Annotated in this window: 20 protein-coding genes; 9 read left to right on the top strand and 11 right to left on the bottom strand. The window is 62.3% G+C overall.

The genetic code is table 11. From position 1 onward, the window contains the following. Nucleotides 1-66: 66 nt before the first annotated feature. Nucleotides 67-486: an RNA polymerase-binding protein DksA gene (dksA, locus tag IP85_RS17760; RefSeq protein ID WP_006726101.1), complete on the bottom strand. Its 420-nt coding sequence runs from the start codon at nt 484-486 to the stop codon at nt 67-69. Nucleotides 487-761: 275 nt separating this feature from the next. Between dksA and IP85_RS17765 the strand changes: the two genes are divergently transcribed. From IP85_RS17765 to IP85_RS17780, 4 genes are all read left to right on the top strand, one after another. Then, nucleotides 762-1,256, top strand: coding sequence for a histidine phosphatase family protein (locus IP85_RS17765; protein WP_054151002.1), 495 nt, complete (start codon nt 762-764; stop codon nt 1,254-1,256). 130 nt (nt 1,257-1,386) lie between these two features. Then, complete coding sequence (locus tag IP85_RS17770) at nt 1,387-2,859, top strand: YcjX family protein (protein ID WP_054151003.1); 1,473 nt, start codon at nt 1,387-1,389, stop codon at nt 2,857-2,859. Beyond that, nucleotides 2,856-3,956, top strand: a complete 1,101-nt coding sequence (locus IP85_RS17775) for a TIGR01620 family protein (protein WP_054151004.1) — start codon at nt 2,856-2,858, stop codon at nt 3,954-3,956. The genes IP85_RS17770 and IP85_RS17775 overlap by 4 nt, the downstream gene beginning before the upstream one ends. A 141-nt stretch (nt 3,957-4,097) precedes the next feature. Further along, nucleotides 4,098-4,640, top strand: coding sequence for a hypothetical protein (locus IP85_RS17780; RefSeq protein WP_054151005.1), 543 nt, complete (start codon nt 4,098-4,100; stop codon nt 4,638-4,640). Nucleotides 4,641-4,667: 27 nt separating this feature from the next. Here IP85_RS17780 and folK read toward each other — a convergent pair whose 3' ends face one another. Genes folK through folP form a run of 3 tightly spaced genes read right to left on the bottom strand, consistent with a single transcriptional unit; the run spans nt 4,668 to nt 6,416 of the window. After that, entirely contained in the window at nt 4,668-5,192 is a 525-nt protein-coding gene (gene folK, locus IP85_RS17785) for a 2-amino-4-hydroxy-6-hydroxymethyldihydropteridine diphosphokinase (protein WP_054151006.1), read from the bottom strand. Beyond that, nucleotides 5,173-5,544 (bottom strand): dihydroneopterin aldolase, encoded by a 372-nt coding sequence (gene folB / locus IP85_RS17790; protein WP_054151007.1) that lies wholly within the window; start codon nt 5,542-5,544, stop codon nt 5,173-5,175. The genes folK and folB overlap by 20 nt, the downstream gene beginning before the upstream one ends. Beyond that, the gene (gene folP / locus IP85_RS17795; protein WP_054151008.1) at nt 5,541-6,416 is read right to left on the bottom strand and encodes a dihydropteroate synthase; all 876 of its coding nucleotides are present in this window, start codon (nt 6,414-6,416) and stop codon (nt 5,541-5,543) included. The genes folB and folP overlap by 4 nt, the downstream gene beginning before the upstream one ends. Before the next feature lie 103 nt (nt 6,417-6,519). Between folP and IP85_RS17800 the strand changes: the two genes are divergently transcribed. Further along, entirely contained in the window at nt 6,520-7,146 is a 627-nt protein-coding gene (locus IP85_RS17800; protein WP_054151009.1) for a DUF922 domain-containing protein, read from the top strand. A 292-nt stretch (nt 7,147-7,438) separates the two neighbouring features. On the opposite strand, the gene IP85_RS17805 is transcribed toward IP85_RS17800, so the two are convergent. Together IP85_RS17805 and IP85_RS17810 are read right to left on the bottom strand one after the other, a co-directional pair. Continuing rightward, nucleotides 7,439-7,759: a 2Fe-2S iron-sulfur cluster-binding protein gene (locus IP85_RS17805; protein ID WP_054151010.1), complete on the bottom strand. Its 321-nt coding sequence runs from the start codon at nt 7,757-7,759 to the stop codon at nt 7,439-7,441. Nucleotides 7,760-7,853: 94 nt separating this feature from the next. Then, nucleotides 7,854-8,228, bottom strand: a complete 375-nt coding sequence (locus tag IP85_RS17810; protein ID WP_054151011.1) for a hypothetical protein — start codon at nt 8,226-8,228, stop codon at nt 7,854-7,856. Between the two features lie 473 nt (nt 8,229-8,701). Between IP85_RS17810 and IP85_RS17815 the strand changes: the two genes are divergently transcribed. After that, nucleotides 8,702-14,545, top strand: coding sequence for a hypothetical protein (locus IP85_RS17815; RefSeq protein ID WP_054151012.1), 5,844 nt, complete (start codon nt 8,702-8,704; stop codon nt 14,543-14,545). A gap of 113 nt (nt 14,546-14,658) precedes the next feature. Here IP85_RS17815 and IP85_RS17820 read toward each other — a convergent pair whose 3' ends face one another. The 5 genes from IP85_RS17820 to IP85_RS17840 all read right to left on the bottom strand — a co-directional run bounded on the left by IP85_RS17820 (nt 14,659) and on the right by IP85_RS17840 (nt 19,698). Then, nucleotides 14,659-15,261, bottom strand: coding sequence for an ABC-type transport auxiliary lipoprotein family protein (locus tag IP85_RS17820; protein ID WP_054151079.1), 603 nt, complete (start codon nt 15,259-15,261; stop codon nt 14,659-14,661). A 59-nt stretch (nt 15,262-15,320) separates the two neighbouring features. Further along, nucleotides 15,321-16,694, bottom strand: a complete 1,374-nt coding sequence (locus tag IP85_RS17825; protein WP_054151013.1) for an MlaD family protein — start codon at nt 16,692-16,694, stop codon at nt 15,321-15,323. A 3-nt stretch (nt 16,695-16,697) separates the two neighbouring features. Next, complete coding sequence (locus IP85_RS17830) at nt 16,698-17,507, bottom strand: ABC transporter ATP-binding protein (protein WP_054151014.1); 810 nt, start codon at nt 17,505-17,507, stop codon at nt 16,698-16,700. 10 nt (nt 17,508-17,517) lie between these two features. Continuing rightward, nucleotides 17,518-18,687, bottom strand: a complete 1,170-nt coding sequence (locus tag IP85_RS17835; protein WP_054151015.1) for an ABC transporter permease — start codon at nt 18,685-18,687, stop codon at nt 17,518-17,520. 153 nt (nt 18,688-18,840) lie between these two features. Next, nucleotides 18,841-19,698, bottom strand: a complete 858-nt coding sequence (locus IP85_RS17840; RefSeq protein WP_054151016.1) for a UDP-2,3-diacylglucosamine diphosphatase — start codon at nt 19,696-19,698, stop codon at nt 18,841-18,843. A gap of 201 nt (nt 19,699-19,899) precedes the next feature. Between IP85_RS17840 and IP85_RS17845 the strand changes: the two genes are divergently transcribed. From IP85_RS17845 to IP85_RS17855, 3 genes are all read left to right on the top strand, one after another. Beyond that, nucleotides 19,900-22,215 (top strand): NADP-dependent malic enzyme, encoded by a 2,316-nt coding sequence (locus IP85_RS17845; protein WP_054151017.1) that lies wholly within the window; start codon nt 19,900-19,902, stop codon nt 22,213-22,215. 115 nt (nt 22,216-22,330) lie between these two features. Next, nucleotides 22,331-23,038: a helix-turn-helix domain-containing protein gene (locus IP85_RS22245; protein ID WP_156322959.1), complete on the top strand. Its 708-nt coding sequence runs from the start codon at nt 22,331-22,333 to the stop codon at nt 23,036-23,038. Nucleotides 23,039-23,159: 121 nt separating this feature from the next. Further along, a complete protein-coding gene (locus IP85_RS17855) occupies nt 23,160-23,801 on the top strand; it encodes an acyl-homoserine-lactone synthase (RefSeq protein WP_054151081.1) in 642 nt (213 codons plus the stop codon). The last annotated feature ends 10 nt before the right edge of the window (nt 23,802-23,811 follow it).

The following is a 23,811-nucleotide window of genomic DNA, read 5'->3' on the forward strand; positions in this document are numbered from 1 at the left end:
AAAATCAAAAAGCCCCGCCAATGGCGGGTCTGAATTCGTTCGGAAGATTAACCTGAGGTTTCGAGCTCACTCGTCGCGATAGACTTTTTCACGGCGCTCGTGCCGTTCCTGTGCCTCGATCGACAGCGTCGCAATCGGGCGGGCATCCAGACGCTTCAGACCGATCGGCTCACCGGTCTCTTCGCAGTAGCCGTAAGTCCCGTCATCAATCCGCTGCAGTGCCGCGTCGATCTTGGAAATCAGCTTGCGCTGCCGATCACGGGCTCGCAGTTCGATGGCTCTGTCGGTTTCCGAGGAAGCCCGGTCTGCAAGATCAGGATGATTGGCGCTCTCTTCAGCCAGATGGTCGAGCGTCTCACGCGCTTCGCGCAGGATGTCGTTTTTCCAGGCGATCAGCTTTGCCCTGAAATAGGCCCGCTGATTGGCGTTCATGAACTCTTCGTCCTCCGAGAGCACATAATTGCTAAGATTGATCTTCTCACTCAACGCGATTCTCCTGAAGAACATCTCAATGGGCGGGTGTATATCCTTTCAAGGCAACCGGTTCAAGCCTTCTGACTGTTTCAAAGCCATTTTTAAATCTGTTACATTTTTCATCTAAACTTCTATTTTTTAAGCATAAATTGCTTGCATCCAGACGGCCGATACATACCCTTCCACCGCGATAGGCTGATACTGGGTTCAATGCGGCATGGTTGACGGCGAGGCACAAGAACCGGTAGGTCAATTCTCAAGCTCCATCGCATGTGGATACCTCAAGGATGACGCCCTCCATTCAGCTTCCCCAGCGCATCTATCTGCTGCGTCACGCGAAATCCGGCTGGGCCGAGCCCGGCGGTCGCGATTTCGACCGCAGCCTTTCGGATGCCGGCTTCGCCGAAGCGGAGATCCTGGCAGAAACAGCAGCCGACAGGGGCTATCGCCCAGATCTGGTGATGTGTTCGACCGCCAAGCGTTGCCGACAGACGGCAGAGGCGATCAACCGCGTCTTCTCCGGCCTCGTCGAGTTTCGCCATGTCGACGCGCTCTACAATGCACCCGCCGAGGCCTATCTCGAAATCGTCAGCTCGATTCGTGGCGTCGAGGCCCTGATGCTCGTCGGCCACAACCCGGCCATTGAGGAAGTCTTTGCACGTCTGTGCGGAAACGACGTCATGGCCCGCACCGTGCCAGAGGGCTATCCGACCTCTGGCCTCGCGGTAATCGACGCCATCAGCGAGGAAGCCTATGCGCTTCGGGACTTTCTCGTCGGCTGACCAGATCAGCCGCGACGCGTAGGTCGCCTCTTTTTTGCGCTACACGCCCCGCCTATATGTAGTGAAATGGCGTTGACGGCCGCGTGCCGCCGACAAGCCATACCCGCCACAGTCTCTGCAGGACGATGCCTTGCCCCCTTCCCTCACCAGCCTGACCGACGAAGCCGCGATCGCATTCGACAATCTCGCCGACCGCGCTGCCCACCTGGTCAATCCGACCATCCGGCTCGGCGTGACCGGACTGTCGCGGGCGGGCAAGACGGTCTTCATCTCGTCGCTGGTTCACAATCTCCTGCATGGCGGTCGCTTGCCGTTGTTCGAGCCGCTCCGTTCCGGGCGCATGATCGGTGCTGCACTTCAGGAGCAACCCGATGACGCTGTGCCGCGCTTCCAATACGAGGATCACATCCGCGCACTGGTGGAGGAGCGGGTGTGGCCGGACTCGACCCGTGCGATCTCGGAATTGCGCCTGACGATCGAATACAAGAGCGCCAGCACCTGGAACCGGATGCTGTCTTCGGGAAAGCTGTCGATCGACATCGTCGACTATCCCGGTGAATGGCTTCTCGACCTGCCCTTGCTGGGGCAGGACTACAGGACATTTTCCGAAAACACGGTCAACCTCGCCGCCTCCGGCGTTCGCGCGGAACTGGCGCAGGAATGGCTGGCGCTCGCAGCTGCGGTGGATCCCGATGGGCCGGCCGACGAAATGGTGGCAAAACGGCTGGCCGAAGCCTTCACCACCTATCTGCGGCTCTGCAAGTCGGATGAGCGCTCCCTTTCGACGCTTCCGCCGGGGCGCTTCCTGATGCCGGGCGACCTCGACGGCTCGCCGGCCCTGACCTTTGCCCCGCTCCCCGTTTTGCCGGAAGGCCGAGCGCCGAAGGGTTCGCTGCGGGCGATGATGGAACGCCGCTTTGAAGCCTACAAGTCCGTCGTGGTTAAACCCTTTTTCCGCGAACACTTTGCCCGCCTCGACCGCCAGATCGTGCTGGTCGATGCCCTCCAGGCGATCAACCGCGGCCCGGAAGCGGTCCAGGATCTCGAACGTGCGCTCGGCGACGTGCTCGCCTGCTTCCGCGCAGGATCGAACAATATGTTGACAGCCCTCGTACGCCGCCGGATCGACCGGGTGCTGGTTGCCGCCACCAAGGCGGACCATCTGCACCATGAAAGCCATGACCGTCTCGAGGTTCTGACGAGACGCCTTGTCAACCGCGCCATCAAGACGATCGGCATGAGCGGCGCCGGCATCGAGGTCATGGCGCTGGCCTCCGTGCGAGCGACCCGTGAAGCGAATGTGAAGCAGGACGGCCACGACCTCCCTGTTGTCGTGGGCACCCCCATGGCCGGCGAGCGCATCGGCGACGAACTCTTCGACGGCAAACGCAAGACGGCAGTGTTTCCCGGCGATCTGCCGCGTGATCCGGAAGCCTACTTCCGCTCGGTCGATGAAAACGACGCCTCCGCCGCCCTGCCCGATCTCAGCATCGTGCGTTTCAGGCCGCCCGAACTCGATGAGAAGCAGGGTATCACCTTGTCCGTGCCGCATATCCGCCTCGACCGGGCGCTGCAATTCCTGCTCGGAGACCGTCTCGCATGAAGAAACCGACCGTACCTCCGACCGGCCCGTCTTCGTCATCCCACTCTGCCCCCCAGAGGCGGCCGGCGTCCTTCACCGTCGAGCCCGAGGCACCACGCACCCGCACGGCCGAAAATCGTACGCCGCGCAGCTTTGCCGGCGACGTTGTCATCGTGCCTGACGACCAGGACCCCTTCATCGCCGCAACCGAGACCCTGCCCGAAGTGCCCGTCGCTGCACCGCGCCGCAAACGTTTCTCCTTCGCCAAGCTTGCGACCGGAGCCTTCGGGCTCCTCCTGTCGCTCGCCTTCGGCCTTTGGGTTGACCGCCTGATCTCGGATCTCTTCGCCCGGGCAGACTGGCTCGGCTACCTCGCGATAGGCGCACTGGCCATCGGGCTTCTGGCCTTGATTGTCGCCGTCGGACGCGAGTTGGTTGGGCTCTGGCGCCTCGATACTGTGCAAGACCTCAAGGTTGAGGCGGAAGCAGCAGCCGAGAGCGGCAAGCGCAAGCAGGCAGCCACGGTGGTGAAGAAATTGACCGCACTCGTCGCACATCGCGCCGAGACCGCACGCGGTCAGAAGACGCTCGCCGCCGTCGAGGACGACATCATCGACGCACCGCAGCTGATCGAACTTGCCGAACGAGAATTGCTGTCACCCCTCGATGTCAAGGCGCGGGCTCTCATCCTGAATTCGGCTAAGCGGGTTTCGGTCGTCACGGCCGTCAGCCCTCGCGCGGTGGTCGACCTCGCCTATGTTCTCTTCGAAGTGGTGCGCCTCGTCCGCAGCATGGCGGATCTCTATGGCGGACGCCCCGGCTCGCTGGGCATGCTGCGGCTGCTCCGCGACGTCTTTGCCCACCTCGCGGTCACCGGCTCCATCGCTATCGGCGATGGCCTCGCCCAGCAGGTGCTGGGCCATGGCCTCGCGGCGCGGCTGTCGACCCGCCTCGGTGAAGGGGTTATCAACGGCCTGATGACGGCAAGGATCGGCATCGCCGCCATGGATCTCTGCCGGCCCTTGCCGTTTCGCGCAGCCAAGCGCCCCGGCATCGGCGACTTCATCGGTGACCTGACGCCGTCGATGACAGGCAAGGATGAAACCAGGGCCGGGTGAGGCAGACGGGCCACACCCGAGAAACCAGTGTGTTTTGCCGATTGTCGAGCACCCGATTTGAGGGTATTGGCAAGAATGCATTAACCATTTTTCCGCTAGGGTCTTCGCGGGGTTTCTGGTTTCTCGTACCAAGGCAAATCGATGTTCTCTCGCTCCTCGACATTCGGCCGTTGCGCCGCGATCCTTGCCGTTGCCGCACTCGTGCCGGTCACGGTCGCTGATGCTGCTTCGCGCGACAAGCGCTTCTTCGAATCCGTCGCCGGATCCTGGAAGGGCCCGGGCGAGATCGTTGCCGGCAAATACAAGGGCACCAAGTTCACCTGCAATCTCATCGGCCTGCCGGCCGAGGGCAAGGAAACCGGGCTGAAGCTGGACGGCACCTGCCGCGTCGGCATGTTCAGCCAGCCGATGTCGGCCGTCATTTCTCAGGCCGGCGGCAGCTACAAGGGCCAGTTCCTGGACGGCGCAGACGGCAAGGGCCTCGACATCGTATCGGGCCAGGTCACCGGCAACCGCGCTGTCATGGGCATCAATCGCGCCAAGCTGAACGGTGCCATGGTCGCGCGCCTGGAAGAGGGCGATGCAATGAACATCACCATTTCAGTGAAGGTCGAAGACCGGATGATCCCGGTCATTGGCCTCAAGCTAAACCGCCAGGCAACCGCCATGGCCGAGAACGACTGATCTGCCTGTTAACCTTCGGCTAGAAGTTCAACCGCGCCACCAGGCGCGGTTTTCGTTTGCAACGGCAATACCCGTCCGATCGACATCCGCGAGCCAGTCAGCGACCACCCGATCCTTGACAGGAAGCTGCGGATCGATGTCGGCGAGCGGCATCAGCACGAAAGCGCGCTCTGTCATGCGCGGATGCGGGATCTTCAGATGCTCGGCATCGATCATGCGCCCAGCAAAGGTCAGAATGTCGATATCGATGGTCCGCGGCCCCCAGCGCTCGACGCGCACGCGTTTCATTGTCCGCTCGATCTCAAGACAGGCGGCGAGCAGTTCCTGCGGCTCGAGAAGCGTCTCGACCGCTGCACAGGCATTGTAGAAATCGGCCTGGTCCGTCTTGCCCCAGGGAGGCGTGCGATAGAGCCTCGACACGGAGGTCACGCGGCAATCGGACCGCTGGTCGAGCCGGCGCAGCGCTTCGGCCATCGCCGTGACGGGATCGCCGACATTGCCACCGAGACCCAGTGTGGCGGCCTGCCAGCGCTTAACTTCTGACTTGTTCAACGCTCACCTGCACATGGTCAAGGATGCCGGCGATCGGCGCGCTCGGCTTGCGCACCGTGATCCGGCAGCGCAGCATTTCGGGGAAACGGTCGAGCAGTCCGCGCGCAATGGCCAGCGCCAGCGCCTCGATCAACTGCCGGCGGCTGCCGGTGACGATGTCGCGGATCACCTCGAAGGCAATGCCGTAATGCACCGTCCCATCGAGCGTATCGGTCTCTGCAGCAGCAATCGCGTCCACGTCGAACTCCGCATCGACGAAGAAACGCTGTCCAAGCACCCCCTCCTCCGGGAAAACGCCGTGATGGGCGAAGAAAGCGCAATTCTTCAGGGTGATGGTGAAAACACCGCTCATGCAGTCTTATCCTTCCTCGCAGCAATCCGCCGCTCGGTTGCGAGCATAGCATCGGCCATGATCAGGGCATCCCGGTTGATCGCGACATTGTGCACCCGGAAAACGGAGGCGCCCTTCAAGCGCAGCGCAACAGTCGTCGCCGCAGTTGCCACATCCCGGTCGGCGGCTTCCCGGCCGGTCAGCGCACCGAGAAAGCGTTTGCGCGACGTCCCCGCCAACAGCGGCAGACCGAAGTCGTGCAGTTCCTCGAAGCGGGCGATGAGCTCCATGTTCTCCTCCGGGCTTTCCTTGGCAAAACCAAAACCCGGATCGAGCACGATTGTTTCCAACGCAACACCGGCATGCGCGGCAATCGCAAGCGAGTGCTCGAGAAAGTGCCGCTGATCGGCAATCGCATCGGCCAGTTTCTCGCGGCCGCGGCCGGTATGCATGATGCAAAGCCCGGAGCCATGTTCTGCCGCGACCTTCGCAATCTCGGCTTCCCGCTGCAGGCCATGCACGTCGTTGATGATATGCGCGCCGGCCTCGACGGCCGCTTTTGCGGTGGCCGCTCGATAGGTATCGATGGAAATGAGCGCGTCGGTCTGATCGCGGAGCGCTGCGATCACCGGAACGACCCGGGCGATCTCCTCTTCGACGCTGACTTCGGCCGCACCCGGGCGCGTCGATTCACCTCCGATGTCGAGGATCACGGCACCTTGATCGACACACGCCAGCGCGTGCCGCACGGCCGCATTGACGGTATTGTGCAAACCGCCGTCGGAAAAGGAATCCGGCGTCACATTGACGATGGCCATGAGTGCGCCACGCTCGGCAAGGTCGAGCGTGCGACCCTGCCCTACACGCCAAATTGTATGCTCAACTATGGCCACCCGACCTTCGAACCCCTCGACGGAAAAGCATGAAGCTGCGATAGTGCAGACCGGGTTGGCTATGCCCCAAGGGCGCGGCGAATACAACATTGCGGAAAAAAGAATGAAGCACTCCCGCCGTCTTCGGGCTGCCGTGATCATGGCGGTCCTGACCGGCATATCCCTGCCGCTTTCGGCCAGCGCGGACGTCGTCGTCCAGAAGTCCATTACCTACTTTCAGATCGGCGGCCGCACGGCAGCCGAACTCGATGCGGAACTGTCGCGCAAAGGGCCCTTCACCCAGGCGAGCGGAAGTCGCCACCCCGGCGCCACCCAGATACGCTTCGGCGGCGACCTCACCTACACACGACGCGGAACCCGTTGCGCAATCGATGATGTGCGCGTCACTGTCGAAACAAAGCTCATCCTGCCGCGCTGGAAGAACCGCAAACGCGCATCCACCGAGATGGCGCTGTTGTGGGACGCACTGTCGGCCGACATCAAGCGGCACGAGGAGCGTCATGCAGAAATCGCGCGCCAGCATGCAAAGCTGCTCGAACAGAGGCTGATGAAGCTGCGACCGGAACGCAATTGCGAGATCCTGCAGGATCGGGTCGCTGTCGTCACCGACGACGTGACTGCATCCCATGACGCGGCACAGATGCGATTCGATCGTGTTGAAGCGAAGAATTTCCAGGATCGCATGCTGCGGATCCTGCGCTACCGTCGCGAAAGCCAGGAAAATCAGTAGAAATCACCCCTGACTTCCAAGGGGAAGTGTTGCTGCAAGGCTTCGGCTTGCACGAAGCTTGCGACATGGCCTGTGAATAACCGGCTATTTCTCGGCGTGGCCCTTGATACAAATCTGAAATATAAGTGTCATCGAATACGTTGCATGAGCGTAACCGATTTCCCCGTTCTCCCGGCGCGTCCTGGTGCCACAGGTGCTTCCTCCCTCGCCTGGTTGGCGATGCGCCCCCTTGCCCCGCTTTCGTGAAAACGAAAGCGGGGCTTTTTTGGGCGGGTAGCGCTGACAGAAGTGCTCAGCCCTGGCGCTCGGGCACGTGAACGACGAGCCCCTCCAGGGCCGCCGTCACCTTGATCTGACAGGAAAGTCGCGAAGTTGGGCGCACGTCGACGGCGAAATCCAGCATGTCCTCTTCCATGGCCGACGGCTGGCCGACCTTTTCTGACCAGGAATCATCGACATAGACATGACAGGTGGCACAGGCGCAGGCACCGCCACATTCGGCATCGATCCCGGGGACCGAGTTGCGGACGGCGTTTTCCATGACCGTGGAGCCGTCGGCTGCCGCGATGTCAAAACGTGTGCCGTCAAATGCGATGATGCTGATGTTTGCCATGAGTTCCTGTCCAGACTTCGCCTTGTGAAAACCGGCGAAGTCATCTCCCAAATCGGAAAGTCAGTCAACTCACGGCGAAGCGATGGTGTGCGGCTCAGCGGGCCAGCTTCAGGATGAAGTGCTCGGCTTCGAGCACGGCAGCCGCAACGGACGCAAGCGCATCCGCATCGGCACCCCTGGTTTCGATCAGATCTGCAGCCGTCGCGACCCGCAGGGCGCCAACGGCCATCGCGGCATTGCGAAGGCGATTGGCGGCCGCCTTGACCTCGACCTTGCTGCGACCACTGGAGAGCGCCACCAGGCAACCGCGGGCCTGACGTGCGAAGATCTGCAGGATCTCGCTCTCGACGGCTTTGTCGCCCTTCGTCTGCGTCGCCAGATGCACGAGGTCGATCGGACGCTGTTGCGCAGGGGTGAGGCCATGCAGGTTGTCCGGAGCCTCGAATGCGATATTGACTGCTGCTGCCATGCCCTTGATCCTGATTTCTTGTTATTTGCTGCCGCCAGTTTGCGGCCACCACATGGGCATGCCGTTAAAAATGCCGGGGATGGCGGCAAAAAGCTTGAGGTATGGTTAATGCAAATTAAACCCCGACGCAGACTGGCTTTTCAGCCGCAACCTTGATTGAAATACTGTTAACAAGAGCTGCGGGACCAGGCACCGCGAAAGCGCATTAATTGTAACGGATGACCAAATGTGTCAGTACGATACGGTTGATTGGGCAAAGGTGCGTGAACTTTGCCTGCAAGCCAGTCGGTGCTAGAACTTCCGGCGGGAACGCCGGCTGTCAGCGGCCGCACTGTGAAAAGAAGGGATTTCGTCTGGCGTGGCGGCAGGCGGGGTTTCAGGTAAACGGTGAGGTCCGGATACGGCATGGCGATGAGCGGCATCGCCGCTTCAGTCCGTCCTCCCGAGAGTAAGCGGTAACGAGGCGTAACCCTATGGCGAACAAGAAGACCGACTCGATTGACGAGAACGCGTTCCAGGCACTCGAGGCGGCCCTGAGCATCGATTTCGACGGTGAGGAAGCCGCCGCGCCACCCAAGGCACGGTCTCAAGCACGCGCCCCGGAGGCAAATGTGTCCGATAGTATCCCGCGTTCCGCCGCGAAGAAGACGATCGAGCGGCGCTCCGCCCGCGCCGGTGAACTCAATCCCGAACCTGCCCCCAAGGCGCCAGCCTTCGCTCCAGCCAATGACGGCTCTCGGCGCACACCCTCCGCCATACTGAAGTCCCTGGACGGCGCGTCGCTGACCTCTGCACTGCGCAATGCTGCTGTCGTTTCGGCACTCTGGGTCCTCGGCGCCCTCGGCCTGACCCAACTGCTCTACGGTGGCTCGATCTGGCAGGCTGGATCGATTGCCGACATCGTCGCCATGCCGGGCGTGGTCGCCATCGTCGTCGGCACCTTCCTGCCGATCATGCTGTTCTTCGCCTTCGCCATCATGATGGCCCGCGCCCATGACCTGCGCAACGCCGCCCGCTCGATGGCGGAAGTGGCGCTTCGTCTGGCCGAACCCGAAACGATCGCCTCCGAACGCATCATGACCGTCGGTCAGGCGGTGCGCCGCGAAGTCTCGGCGATGAACGAAGGCATCGAACGCACCATTGCGCGCGCAACGGAGCTGGAAACCCTCGTTCATTCCGAGGTAACGGCGCTCGAACGCAGCTACACCGATAACGAACTGCGCGTCCGCGGCCTGGTCCACGAACTCGGCGCCGAGCGCGACGCGATCGTCAACCACGCCGAGCGCATCCGTTCCTCTATCGTCGGCGCCCATGAGCAGCTCAAGGAAGAGCTGTCGCTGGCGACCGAAGAGATTTCCGTCCGCCTGCAGACGTCGGGCGAGGCCTTCGCCTCGATGATCGACATGCGCGCGGCAACGATCATGGAAAAGTCCGATGCGGCCGTAACCGCACTCGGCTCCCTGCTCGCGCACAAGACAGAAAACATGGTCCAGACGCTGGCCGCGTCCGGCATGTCTCTGTCCAGCGAGTTCGACACCCAGCTCAAGTCGCTGACGTCAACGCTCAGCGAACGCGGTCGCGAACTTCTCGGTGAATTCGCGACCCGAGCTTCAACGCTTGACGCCAACACGGAGAAGCTGAACGCGGCCCTCAACGAGCGTGCCCGCCAGCTGAACGAAACGCTTGTCGAGCGTACCCGTGACATCGCCGAGACACTGAAGGGCAGCGAAAGCGCGATCACCTCATCGCTCGACGACGTGCTGGGACGCCTCAACAGCTCGCTCGACGAGCGTGGCCGCAGCTTCCGCCAGAGCCTTCAGGCCAGCGCCGACGATGCCATCGTCGATCTCGACCTGCGTTCGGGCCTGTTCGAGGATCGCTTCCAGACCACAATCGGCCAGATCAACGCAACATTCGACCAGCGGGTCGCCGAGTTCGCCAGCGCCTTCGACCAGCGCTCGGGCTCGCTCGATTCCAAGCTGATGGAAAGCCTCGCCCGCATCAACGAAACGGTGAACAGCGGAACGGATTCCATCACTGGCATTCTGAGTTCAAGCATCGAGCGTCTCGGCGGAACGCTGACCGATCAGTCGCTTGCGCTTGCAATGACCCTGAGCACCAGCCAGGAAATGCTTGATAGCTCCATGTCCGACCGCGCCCAGGAAATTGCGGAAGCGATGTCGGCACGCGCGGCGGCACTCACCGAAAGCCTGGAAAACGCCCAGAAGCGGATCGACCAGGTGATGGAAGAGCGCAGTGGCTCGCTCTACAACGCGCTGACCGACAACCAGTCGCGCTTCGAGCAGACGCTCTCGACCCGAGCCGAGCACATCGTCAACGCGCTTGAAACCAACCAGGACCGTTTCGCCGAAACCCTCGACACCAAGGCGCGCGGCATCGCGAGCCTGGTCGAAGGTCAGAGCGAGCAGTTGATCGATGCTCTCAACACCAAGAGCCTCGAACTCGACCTGACGCTGACCGCCCGCACCCAGGATCTCTCCGAGACACTCAACGACAGCCAGCGCCGGATCGACGAGACACTGACCCAGCGCGCCTCCGCGATCATCGAGACGGTCGCCGATGCCGACCGTCGCATCGACGCAGCCTTCAGCGAAAAGGCAGAGACTATCCGCAATGCCTATGGCGAAAACCAGGAGCGGTTGGAACTTTCGCTTGCCAGCCATACCTCCTACCTCACCTCTACGCTGGAAGACGCCACCGGCGACATCGAGCGTAGCCTTGGCCAAGCCTCGGGCCAGATCGCGGAAACCGTCACCAACGGCATCTCCGAGCTCGAAACCCGACTGGGTGCGAGCCAGCAGCAGCTGGATACCCTGCTCACGACCGCCTCGAGCACGATTTCGAATACCGTTGCCGACAATGCGAGCCAGATCGCCGAAACGCTGAAGTCCGGCGTCAACGACATCGACGGCCGCATTGCCGAGACCGGCGCCTATCTGCGCTCCAGCCTCGATGCCGCGACCGGCGCGCTGGCCACCACGCTCGGCGAGAACACCGACCGGATCGCGCAGACGATCGACCAGGGCGTTAACGCGATCGACGACCGTCTCGTCAACACGCATGACCGGATCCGCGCCACGCTCGACGACCGGACACAGGCGATCACGGCGGCGATCGGCGACGCGCGCGATGCGCTGGATTTGAGCCTCGGCGAACATGCGACCTCGATCGGCGCCTCCATTGCAGCAAGCGCTGGCATGCTCGAAATGAGCCTTGAGGATCACGAGGAAAGCCTGCGCAAGGCGATCGACGAATCAAGCCGTGCGCTGGACGAGCGCCTGCGTGGCACGGCCGGCGCCTTGACCGAGCAGATCCGCGACGCCGCAGATGATATCACCCGCTCGGCGCAGGGCTTCTCGGGCACGGTCGAACAATCCGTATCCGGCATGACCAGCCGCCTTGACGAAACCAGCACCCGCATCGAGCAGAGCCTCGGGACGCTGGAAGACCGTCTGCGCAATGGCCTCGATGGCGTCGACGCCCGCGTCAACGATGCCGGCGAAAAGTTCGCTTCACGCCTCGACGACAAGGTCGCGACGATCGAACGTGTCGGCGCAGAAGCCAGCATGCGCGTCGCCCAGGTCCTCGATGAAGGCACCACCCGCGTCGCCGAAACCTTCGACACCCGCACGCCGGTCATCGAAGAGCGTCTGGCGACCATGGACCGTGCCCTCAATATCGGCCTCGAAAACGTCAATCGCACCATCGAAGGCAAGGCAGCCGGTCTCGCAACCGCACTGCGCAGCGCCGTCACCGACGCTGCCCGCGACCTCGATGCCGAGGCTCAGCGCTCGGTCGATCGCCTCGCAACCACCACCTCGCAGTTTGCCGAGCAGATTGGCGAACGCAGCGCCGAACTCAACCGCACGGTCGAGGAGCGCTCGGAGGACCTCGCGCGGCGCATCACCGACACACAGAACCGCCTCGCCGGACAGGCCGCGACGATCGCCGAAACCTTCTCGCAGGCCGGCGATGTCATTAGCAACAAGGTGAACCAGGCAGAAGCCCTGGTCAGCGCCCAGGTTGCCAACCTTTCGGGCACTCTCGGCGAAGTGAGCACCACGCTGGAACAGCGCGCCGCCGCAATCCGAGACGCGATCTCCGGCAACACTCAGGAACTCGCTGCTGCCATGAATGCGGCAGAGCAGGCACTTGAGGCTCGCGGCAACTCCATCCGCGACGCGATCTCCGGCAACACGCAGGAATTCGCCACCACCATGAATGCGGTGGAAAAGGCACTGGAAGCCCGCGGCAATTCGATCCGCTCGGTGCTCGACGACCGGACCCGCGAGCTGAACTCCATGCTTTCGACGCGCTCGGCCGAACTGTCGCGCCTCATCGACGAGAAGGCAGCCCCCGTGGTCGCCTCCTATGCCGAGACCGGCCGTGCAGCCGCCGAGCAGATTGCCGCCGCAGCAGAACAGAGCGCAGAGCGCCTGCGCGCCGAAAACGCAGCCCTCGTCGACGCGATCAGCCAGCGCACCGACCGCGCTGTTGCAACCCTCGGCACCGCCGAGCAGAACCTGGTTGCCAGTGCCTCGCAGCTCATCGAGCGCCTCGGCGATAGCAATGTCGGCCTGTCCACGATGATCGATCAGGCGGTGCAGAGCATCGGCTCGCTCGACAGCCGCCTCGGCGCAACGGCAAACCGTTTCAGCGAAACGGCGAACCAGGCAACCGACATGCTGTCGACCTCGAACCGCCTGCTCGACGACAAGCTCGGCCGCCTCACCGCCGTCTCCGGCGAGACGCTACAGCAGGTATCGTCGATCGTCAGCCGCTTCGGCGACCACACCCAGGTGCTGGGCAAGGCCTCCGAGCTTCTGTCGGCCGCCCAGTCCAACCTCGTGGGCACGCTTGAGGAACGCCAGCAGGCTCTCCGCGATCTCTCGATCGGCCTCGTCAAGCGCTCGGAAGAGATCGAAACGACGATGCAGACCCTCGGCAAGATGGTCGAGACCGCCTTCGATCGCGCCGAGCAGCGCTCCGGCCAGATGGCCGGCAACCTGCGCCAGAGCGTGCAGGCCTCCTTCTCCGATATCGGCCAGATCCTCGGCGAGACCGAAAAGCGCGCCCAGTCGACGGCTGCCTCCATGCGTGACAGCGTCCAGGCCTCGTTCTCCGATGTCGGACAGATGCTCGGCGAGACCGAGAAAAGGGCGCAGATCACCGCCGCCAACATGCGCAATGCCCTCCTGTCAGCCGAACAGGAAGCACAGGTTTCCATCGACAAGACGCTGACCGAGGCCGAGAAGCGTTCAGGCGAACTGGCAAACCGCCTGCGCGGCGGACTGGCAGTCTCGCTCAACGACATCGACCACCTGCTTGGCGAAGCCGGCCGCAAGTCGGAAGGGGCAGCCGCTGCCCTGCGACAGGCCATGCAGGAAGCCGTCAGCGAGGCTGTTGCCCGCTTCACCGGCGCCACCGACGAGATCCGCCGCTCGGCAGTCGATATCCGCAAGGAACTCGACCTGACCCGCAACGAGCTGAAGCGTGGTGCCTTCGACCTGCCCGAGGAAGCCAAGGAAAGCGCCGCCCAGATGCGCCGCGCCGTCTCCGAGCAGATCAAAGCCCTGCAGGACATCTCGCAGCTCGTCGGCCGAACCAGCCAGACGCTGGAAATCTCCGAGCCGGTTGCACGCCGCCTGGCCGAAGCCCAGCCTGAACCGGTACGCCGCCAGCCGGCCGCCGCACCGCAGCCACAGCCGCCGGCGCGCCAGACCGAAACCCTCGGGCTTCGCGGCAGCCTCGGCGCAACCGAAGCCTACGGCCAGCAGAGCACGGCCACGACGCGCGCCGAAGGCGGTGGCTGGATCAGCGATCTGCTGCGAGGCGCCTCGCGCGAGGAGCCGCAGGAAACGGCTCCGACCCGCCCAGCCCCGGCCCCTGCACCGCAGCGCCCGGTGGCCGAAGGCCAGCCGGCCCGCCAGGGTGACACCCGCAATCCGCGTCACATGGTCGAATCGCTGAACTCGCTCTCTGTCGATATCGCCCGCGCCATCGACCACGACGCCTCGGTCGACCTATGGCGCCGCTACCAGCGCGGCGAGCGCGACATCTTCACCCGTCGCCTCTACACGCTCAAGGGCCAGCAGACCTTTGACGAGATCAAGCGCAAGTATGACCGCGAGCCGGAATTCCGCGTTGCGGTGGATCGCTACATCGCCGATTTCGAGAAACTGCTTTCGGACGTTGCCCGCACCGACCGCGACAAGTCGATCACCCAGTCCTACCTGACCTCGGACACGGGCAAGGTCTACACAATGCTCGCCCATGCGGCAGGCCGTTTCAGCTGATAGCTAACCAATAGAGGAGCCGGTCATCCGGCACTTCACAGACGGAGAAACCCCGGATCAAATTGCTTGATCCGGGGTTTTCTTTTGCTCGACGGAATGGGAATTGTCGTCGGTCAGATCGATTGCAGCGTCCACGCGACGATGTCAGCCGTGACGCGGGCGAAAGCACGGTCGAGTGCCGCAACGTAAGCTGCGTTGTCCGAGCCGGAGGACGGCACTTCGGCGCGGAAGACCCGCTGCGCCTTGACGGTGCCATTGCGATCGTTGAGCAGCTTGGCCGATATCTCGACGACCCCGCGATCTGTTCCCTCGGCTGAAATTTCGAAGGCGCGCACATCTGTGATCAGCTGGAAGTCAATCGCCAGTCCCTGCCCCGGCCGTCCAACGCCACCGAGGCGCCCGGAATTTTCGAAGGCGACCACGAGTTTCGACTGAACGACCCGCGTGAGCCGATCGCTCCACTGCGACTGTGACAGATAGCGGATTTCGGCACCGGATACGCGCACCAGGATCTGCTCGCTGTCGAGCGCCTTGAGCGCCGAAGGATCGGCCACCAGAAGCTGGCGGTTGCGGGCGCTGGAAGATGTCGCCACCTCGCTCACGGAAGCGGTCAGATCGAATGTGTCGTTGTTCGCTTTAGAGCCACAGGCCGCAAGGCCAAGGCCGAGGCCAGGCACGAGCACCGAGGCCAGAAGAAGCCGCCGGAACCGAGCCATGCCAGCCAACCCCTTCACGCCGATCCCGTCCATGCTGTTGTCCTTTTCGGTGCTGCTCGTCATCGGCGTGTCCGTCCGTCGAATTCCTTGACCGTGTCGCCGCCGAAGAGCAGGCGCTGCGGATCCTGGTCGAAATTGGTGATCGCGTCGTTCAGGCCGCGAACGGTGTTGCGGGTATCGTTCACCAGCGTCTGGATATCGCGCAGACCCGTCGCCGAGAAGCGCTGCAGGTTGGCGGCAATCGGTCCAATCTGGGCGTTGAGGTTCTCGGCCGTCATGCGGATGGCCTCGAGCGTCTTGCGGGCTTCCACGCTGAGCGAATTTGCATCACCTGAGCCAAGGAACGCATCAACCTTCCTAAGGATCCCGTCGACCTGCTGGGACGAGGTGTTCAGACGGTTCGCAAGCTGCGTGAAGTCATCGATCGCCCGGTCGATATCGTCCTTGCGGCCGGTAATGCTGTTCGACAGATCCCGGAAGCCGGCAATGGCCTGACGCGCATCGGCAGTCGCGACAGAGACGTCGTCGACCACGCGGCCAATCTTCTGGCTGTCCACTGCATCGATCAGCCTGGAGACCTTCTCAAGCGTCTGATCGGCATTGTTGCCAAAGCGCTGGAAGGTGGTGGCCGTCTCGCGGAAGCTGTCGATCGCAGGCCCGATGCTCTTAGAGGCCTGCGCGAAGCTTGCCGTCGCCTCCTCGGTATTGGTCAGGATCTGATCGATTTTGTCGGAGTTGAGTGCTCTGAACAGATCTTCGGCGGCGGACAATGTCGAGTCGAGGCGGCCGGACAGGCCCGAGACGGAATCGGAAAGGGCGCTGACGCTCTTCAGGAATTCATCGATGCCCTGGGCATTGTCTGCGAGCGATTTCGAAAAGGTTTCCGCGTTGCGCACCGTGTTGGTCAGCGGTCCCCGTGCATCCTCGATGAACCCCTGCAGCTCGGCAACAGCGCCGTCAGCGCGCTGCAAGATGCGGTCTGCCGTCGAAAGCAGATTGGTCACGCTCGACTGGTCGGCGATCAGAATGGCCGGCTCCCCGGTATCGAGTGCCCGCTTCAGGATCGCGTCACCGGAACCTGGACCTCCGCCGGAAAGCTCGACATAAGCCGCACCGGTCAGACCCTGAATTTCCAGAACAGCCTTCGTGCCCGACGTCACGGGTGCATCAGCCCGCACCTCCGTGAAGGCGACAGAGAAGTTCGGGTCCTCGTTGTCGATGTAGAGGTTGCGGACCGAACCTACGGAGATGCCGTTGAAGCGCACGGGCGAGCCGATGCTCAGACCGTTGGCCGAGCCCGGGATGCGGATCGCAAGCGGCGCCATCTCTCCGCCCCGTCCATATTCCGCCATCCAATAGACAAACCCGAAGGCGGCCCCGATGACCAGCATCGTGAAAAAACCGACGATCGCGTAATTGGCTTTGGTTTCCATGGCTCACTCTACCGGATGTCCGGCGGATTGCTCCGGCCGGGGAATGGAACGGGCACGCTTGCCCCGGAAATAGGATTGCACCCACGCATCATCGAAGGCGAGCATATCGTCCAGCGTCCCCTCGACCAGAACCTTCTTCTGCCCGAGGACCGCAATACGGTCGCAGACGGAGAACAGGCTGTCGAGATCGTGGGTCACCATATAGACGGTCAATCCAAGGGTGTCGCGCAGCTGCCCGATCAATTCATCGAATTCGGCAGCCCCGATCGGATCGAGACCGGAGGTTGGTTCGTCGAGGAAGACGAGATCCGGATCGAGCGCCAGTGCACGCGCAAGTGCCGCACGCTTGATCATGCCGCCCGAGAGTTCGGATGGGTATTTGTCCGCAGCATCGGGGTGGAGGCCGACCAGCTCGATCTTGAGATAGGCAAGCTCATCCATCAGCCATTGCGGCAGATCCAGATATTCACGCATAGGCAACTGGATGTTTTCCTTCACAGTCAGTGAGGAAAATAGGGCGCCGTGCTGGAAAAGAACCCCCAGGCGTGTGTCGAGCGTCATGCGCTGCAGGTCGTCGACCGCATCGTAATCCGCGCCGAGGATCTCGATCTTGCCGGAACGACGCGGCAGGAGGCGCAACACAGTGCGCATCAGAACGGACTTGCCCGCGCCGGATGCTCCGACGAAGCCGAGGATCTCGCCGCGGTAGATGTCGAGGTTCAGCTTGTCGAGAACGATCTTCTCGCCGAAGCCGACCGTCAGATCTTTCACCGACAGGATGACCTCGCGGTCCTGGGAGGGTCTGGTGTTCATCTGGCCCTCCTCAAAAATCGATCGCGGCGTAGAACATGGCAAACAGCCCGTCCACGAGAATAACAACGAAGATCGATTTGACCACGGATGCTGTCACATGGCGTCCGAGAGATTCGGCGCTGCCGCCCACCTTCATGCCTTCGACAGCCGCGATGATGCCGATGATCAGCGCCATGAACGGTGCCTTGATCATGCCGGTCGCAAGCGTCGAATAATCGACCGCCTCGTGAAGGCGGGTGATGAAGACATCGAATGTGATGCCGGAATAGGCCCAGACCACGACCGCTGCGCCGTAGAGCGCCGAGAAGTTGGCGACGATCGTCAGCAGGGGCAGTGCAATCGTCAGCGCAACAAGTCGCGGAAAGACCAGCACCCCGATCGGATTGAGGCCGATGACCTTCAGGGCATCGATTTCCTCACGCATCTTCATCGAACCAATTTCAGCCGTGATGGCGCTGCCGGAACGACCCGCGATCATGATCGCGGTGAGCAGCACCCCGATTTCGCGCAGCTGCAGGATGCCGACGAGATCGACGACGAAAACTTCCGCTCCGAAATAGCGCAACTGGAATGCGCCCTGCTGAGCGATGATCGCGCCGATCAGGAAGGACATGAGGACGATGATCGGCACCGCCCTCACCCCCATGTGGTCAAGCTGGTTGACCACGGAGGCCGGAGACACCCCGGAACCACGCCCAGCCTTGGTTTGCGCGCCGCGGACGGCAGATCCGAGCACGAACATCATGGCGATCAGATCGCCCCAAAGGCTGAGTGTGACTTTCCCGACAGGTTCGAAGATGCGCTCGAAACGGGTGCGGTGATCGACGGGCTTTTCCGGAGCAGTGACGTGCTCAGGAAGGGCTTCGATCAACTCGCGCATGCCGGGGGATCCGCCGACGATCTCGATCGAACCGCCGCGCTCGCGCCGTTCGGTGATGAAGCGGCGAACCAGCCATGCGCCGGCCGTGTCCATGTCGCTTACGGCACTGAGGTCGATCGTCTCTCGCTGCACGACCGGAGAATCGACCAGCGGGCCGGCGGATTTGATCATCGCGCTGAGGCTGTTGTTCTTCCAGCGACCGGCAAGCCGGATCAGCCGGGCGTTTCCGTCCGGCTGCTCATCGATCTCAATACGGGCGTCTTCTTGCTCAACCGAACTCAAGGTGGCGACAACTTCCAAATTCGCGCCGGGGGATCCGGGTTCGCAAATCACGTGACAGATGGCTGCACACTATAACCATCGCCGCCTGCGAAGAAATCCTTTGCAAACCGTTAATTGCGTTTTCCAACCGGATTGCGGGGCGTCATGACCGCTTTGCAACAGAGAGGTGGTTCAGGCCGCGCGTATCCCGTCGTCCTGGGCCGACTTGGCAATCGGTTTTGGCAGCAGGATGGGGACGAGTTTGCTCGCACGCTTGCTAGTCGCTGGCGCTTCGCTGATCTTGTGCCCCCAGGAAATCAGCTCCAGACGGCCATCCGGGTGCTCGGCGATCGCCGTGCAGCTTTCGACCCAGTCGCCGGTGTTGACGTAGTGGATTCCGTCGATGTCTTCCATGACGGCATGATGGATGTGGCCGCAGATGACACCGTCGACCTCGGCGCGACGAGCCTCGTCGGCCACCACCCGCTGGAATTCGCCGATGAAGTTCACCGCATGTTTGACCTGCAACTTGGCCCAGGCGGAGAAAGACCAGTAGGGCATGCCGAGACGACGGCGGACGGCCGCCAGCATGACATTTATGGCGATCGCTGTGTCATAGGCCCAGTCGCCGAGATAGGCGAGCAGGCGGGCGTTGCGAACCACAACGTCGAATTCGTCGCCATGCAGAACCAGATATTTCTTGCCGTCGGCCATCTCGTGCACGATGCGCTGCGCAACTTCGATGCCACCGAAATGGATGCCCGGGAAGTCGCGCATGAACTCATCGTGATTGCCGGGAATATAAACGATGCGCGTGCCTTTGCGGGCCTTGCGCAGCAGTTTCTGCACGACGTCATTGCAGGACTGCGGCCAGTACCAGCTGCGCTTCAGACGCCAGCCGTCGACGATATCACCGACCAGGATGATGGTGTCGGCCTCGTGCGTGCGCAGAAAATCCAGGAGAAAGTCGGTCTTGGCGGCTTTCGATCCGAGGTGAACGTCCGAGATGAACAGGGTCCTGAAATGGCGTGTTTCGCTGGCGTCTTCCACGGCACGGTCCTCTTCGCTGTCTGATGAGCGCTAAATCAGACTCGTGTTTCAGGAAGATGACATCGGGAGATCCGCGGCGGATCGCCGGTTCGGGCACGCATTCCGCGCAGACAGGGGATCGCGGAACTAAAGTCTACCACTCGCAGCCAATTCGTGTATGACGACAAGGAGTAAGTGAAGACAGGAATTGCCGGTGAACCGATGACTTCTCAGGACAAGAACAAGCCGCAAGTTGCAAACCCGACCGCTGATCTCGACGAACAGGCGCTTTTCTATCACCGCTATCCCCGTCCCGGGAAACTGGAGATCCAGGCCACCAAGCCGCTTGGCAACCAGCGCGACCTGGCGCTTGCCTATTCGCCCGGCGTCGCCGCCCCCTGTCTCGCCATCAAGGACGATCCGGCAGCCGCCGATGACTACACGGCACGCTCCAACCTGGTTGCCGTCATCTCCAACGGCACCGCCGTCCTCGGCCTCGGCAATATCGGACCGCTCGCCTCCAAGCCTGTCATGGAAGGCAAGGCCGTCCTCTTCAAGAAGTTCGCCGGCATCGACGTTTTCGACATCGAAATCGATGCACCCGGTGTCGACGACATGGTCTCGACCATTTCGGCTCTTGAGCCGACCTTTGGCGGTATCAACCTCGAAGACATCAAGGCACCGGAATGTTTCCAGGTCGAAGACCAGCTCCGCGCCAAGATGAACATCCCGGTCTTTCACGACGACCAGCACGGAACCGCGATCATCGTTGCGGCCGCTATCCTGAACGGTCTGGAACTGGCCGGCAAGACCATTGCGGACGTCAAGATCGTCGCCTCGGGTGCCGGTGCAGCCGCCCTTGCCTGCCTCAACCTCCTGGTGATCCTCGGTGCCAAGCGCGAGAATATCTGGGTGCACGACATCGAGGGTCTCGTCTATAAGGGCCGCAACGAGCTGATGGATCCCTGGAAGGAAGTCTACGCCCAGGAAACCGAAAAGCGCGCGCTTTCCGAAAGCATCGACGAGGCCGACGTCTTCCTCGGCCTCTCGGCAGCCGGCGTCCTGAAGCCGGAACTGCTGGCCCGCATGGCACCGAAGCCCCTGATCATGGCCCTGGCCAACCCGAAGCCCGAGATCATGCCGGAAGAGGCGCGCGCCGCCCGTCCGGACGCGATGATCTGCACCGGCCGCTCGGATTTCCCGAACCAGGTCAACAACGTCCTGTGCTTCCCCTATATCTTCCGCGGCGCGCTCGACTGTGGCGCAACCACCATCAACGAAGAAATGAAGATGGCGGCGGTGCGTGCGATTGCAGCGCTCGCCCGCGAAGAAGTCTCGGAAGTCGCGGCCAAGGCCTATACCGGGGAAACGCCGACCTTTGGTCCGGATTATCTCATCCCCTCGCCGTTTGATCCGCGTCTCATCCTGCGCATCGCACCTGCTGTCGCCAAGGCCGCGGCAGACAGCGGCGTCGCTCGCCGCCCGATTGCCGATTTCGACACCTATCTCGACCAGTTGAACCGTTTCGTCTTCCGCTCCGGCTTCGTGATGAAGCCGATCTTCGCGGCAGCGAAGACTGCGTCCAAAAAGCGTGTGATCTTCTCCGAAGGTGAAGACGAGCGCGTGCTGCGTGCCGCCCAGGTGCTGCTCGAAGACGGCATCGGCGAACCGATTCTGATCGGCCGCCCGCAGATCATCGAGACCCGCCTGAAGCGCTATGGCCTGCGCATCCGCCCGGGCACCGATTTCCAACTGGTCAACCCGGAAGACGATCCGCGCTACCGCGACTATGTCGACGACTACTTCGCCCTCGTCGGCCGCGCCGGCATCAACCCGGAAGCGGCTCGCACGATCGTGCGCACCAACACCACCGTGATTGGTGCCCTGGCTGTGAAACGCGGTGACGCCGATGCGTTGATCTGCGGCGTAGAAGGCCGTTTCGACCGCCACGTGCGCGACGTTCGCCAGATTATCGGAAAGCGCGCCGGTGTACGCGACTATTCGGGCTTGAGCCTTCTGATCTCGCAGCGCGGTGCAATCTTCTTCACCGACACCTTCGTCACCGACGATCCGAGTGCGGAAGAGATCGCCGAAATGACGATGCTGGCGGCCCAGGAGATCCGTCGCTTCGGCATTGCACCCAAGGCAGCCCTCCTGTCGCATTCGAACTTCGGTTCGCGGCCGTCCGCCAGCGCCTCGAAGATGCGCCGGGCGCTGGAAATCATCCGCGCTGGCGCCCCTGATCTGGAGGTCGACGGCGAAATGCAGGGCGGTTCGGCGCTGTCGGAAGTTCTGCGCAAGCGCGCCATGCCGGACAGCACGCTGACCGGCGAAGCAAACCTGCTCGTCTTCCCGAACCTCGATGCCGCGAATATCTCGCTCGGCATCGTCCGCATGATGATGGACGCGCTGCATGTAGGCCCGATCCTCCTCGGTGCCGCCCTGCCCGCCCACGTGCTGTCCACCTCGGTCACCTCGCGCGGCGTCGTCAACATGGCGGCGCTTGCCGTCGTCGAGGCTTCACAGCCGGCGGTCTGAAAAAGCTTTTGCGAGCGGCGATCAGGTTTGCCGCTCGCTTTCACGAAATTTGCCATCTGGACAAGCCAAAGCTGTAGCCCCGACACTGCGCCCCTTGAAATCTCGGGTATTGTTGATGGGGCTCTCAGGCACGTATTTCGATCTCTTGGAGTTGCTGGAGCGCCAGGAGACGCTTGATCCCGGAGACTTCCTGTCAAGGCTTCAGAGCGCTTACCGGACGGGCCGCATCACCTATCTCGGTGGATTGATCGCTAGCGCACGCCTGCGCCCCCACAACATTCACGACAGCCATCAACGAAATTCCCTTCACCTCGCCCGCTCACTCAACCGCAAAGCGGCTTTTGAACAGATCGCCAGCCTCTTGCCAGGGCTTCAACCTGTCGAGCTCAAGGCATGGCAGCGAAGCGTAAATCGCGACCACCGGATCGTCGGCTACCCCCTGCCGGGACGGCAAAGCTGTCTGCTGGTCGAGTTGAACGCCACTGCGGAGGGCCTGGCGGCCTGGCGCCGCGCCCATGACCGCGACATGCTGAGCCTCGGCACCTTGTTGAACGCGCGCCTCGCCAGAGCATCGACCGATGCACAGCTGGAAGCGGCCCGCGCCCGTCCTCTCACACGTCGAGAACGCGAAACACTGGCATGGATCGCAGCCGGCAAGAGCTATTGGGAAACAGCCGTCATCCTTGGCATCTCCGAACGAACCATCCGGCATTTCATGGCCAATGCGCGGCAGAAGCTCGACGTCGTCAACAATGCCCAGGCCGTCGCGGAAGCAGTCTGGCGCGGCCTGATCCCGCGGCTCGTCGAGCCAGAATCCCCATGACAAGGAGAAATCCCTTCACGATATCATAGATTGCATTTCCGAAAGCTGGCGCCACCGCCAGTTTTAGAATTTTCCTGGGAAACGCATGCTGCCTGTTCCGTTCTGCAAGAAGGAGCAAAGCATGATCAGGATCATCAACGGCACCCGTCGCAATCAGTTTCCCGCCGATATCGACGCCATGCACAGGTTGAGAAAGCGGGTCTTCCATGACCTGTTGGGTTGGGACGTCCAGGTGCGCGACGCCTGGGAAATCGACGACTATGATCGCGCCAATCCTCTCTATGTCCTCTCCTATGGCGACGAGGGAAAACTGCGCGGGTCATTGCGCCTGCTGCCGACGCTCGGCCCCAACATGCTCGACGACACCTTTCCCGTCCTCCTCGGTGATGGACCGCAGATCCGCAGCGCAGCAGTCTGGGAATCGAGCCGCTTCTGCATCGATCCGGAGATTTCTCAAGACCGGGCAAGCAACCAGGTGACGATCGCGGCGGCCGAACTGATGTGCGGGGTGGGCGAGCTGGGCCTTGCATCCGGTCTCAGCCATATCGTTACCGTCACCGATGTTTTCCTGGAACGCATGTTCAAACGTATGGGCTGCCCGGGCATTCGGATCGGTGAACCTCAGCGGATTGGTGTGGTCCAGGCGGTCGCAGTCTCCTGGGAGGTGTCGCAGGATCTGCTCGATCGAATGAAGGCGGTGGCAGCAATCGACGGCAGCGTGCTCGAAGCGCCGATGACCCTGACGGCAGCGCAGGCCGCCTGACGCGAGACGT

The sequence above is a fragment of the Rhizobium sp. AAP116 genome (assembly GCF_001295785.1).
Classification (GTDB): Bacteria; Pseudomonadota; Alphaproteobacteria; order Rhizobiales; family Rhizobiaceae; genus Allorhizobium.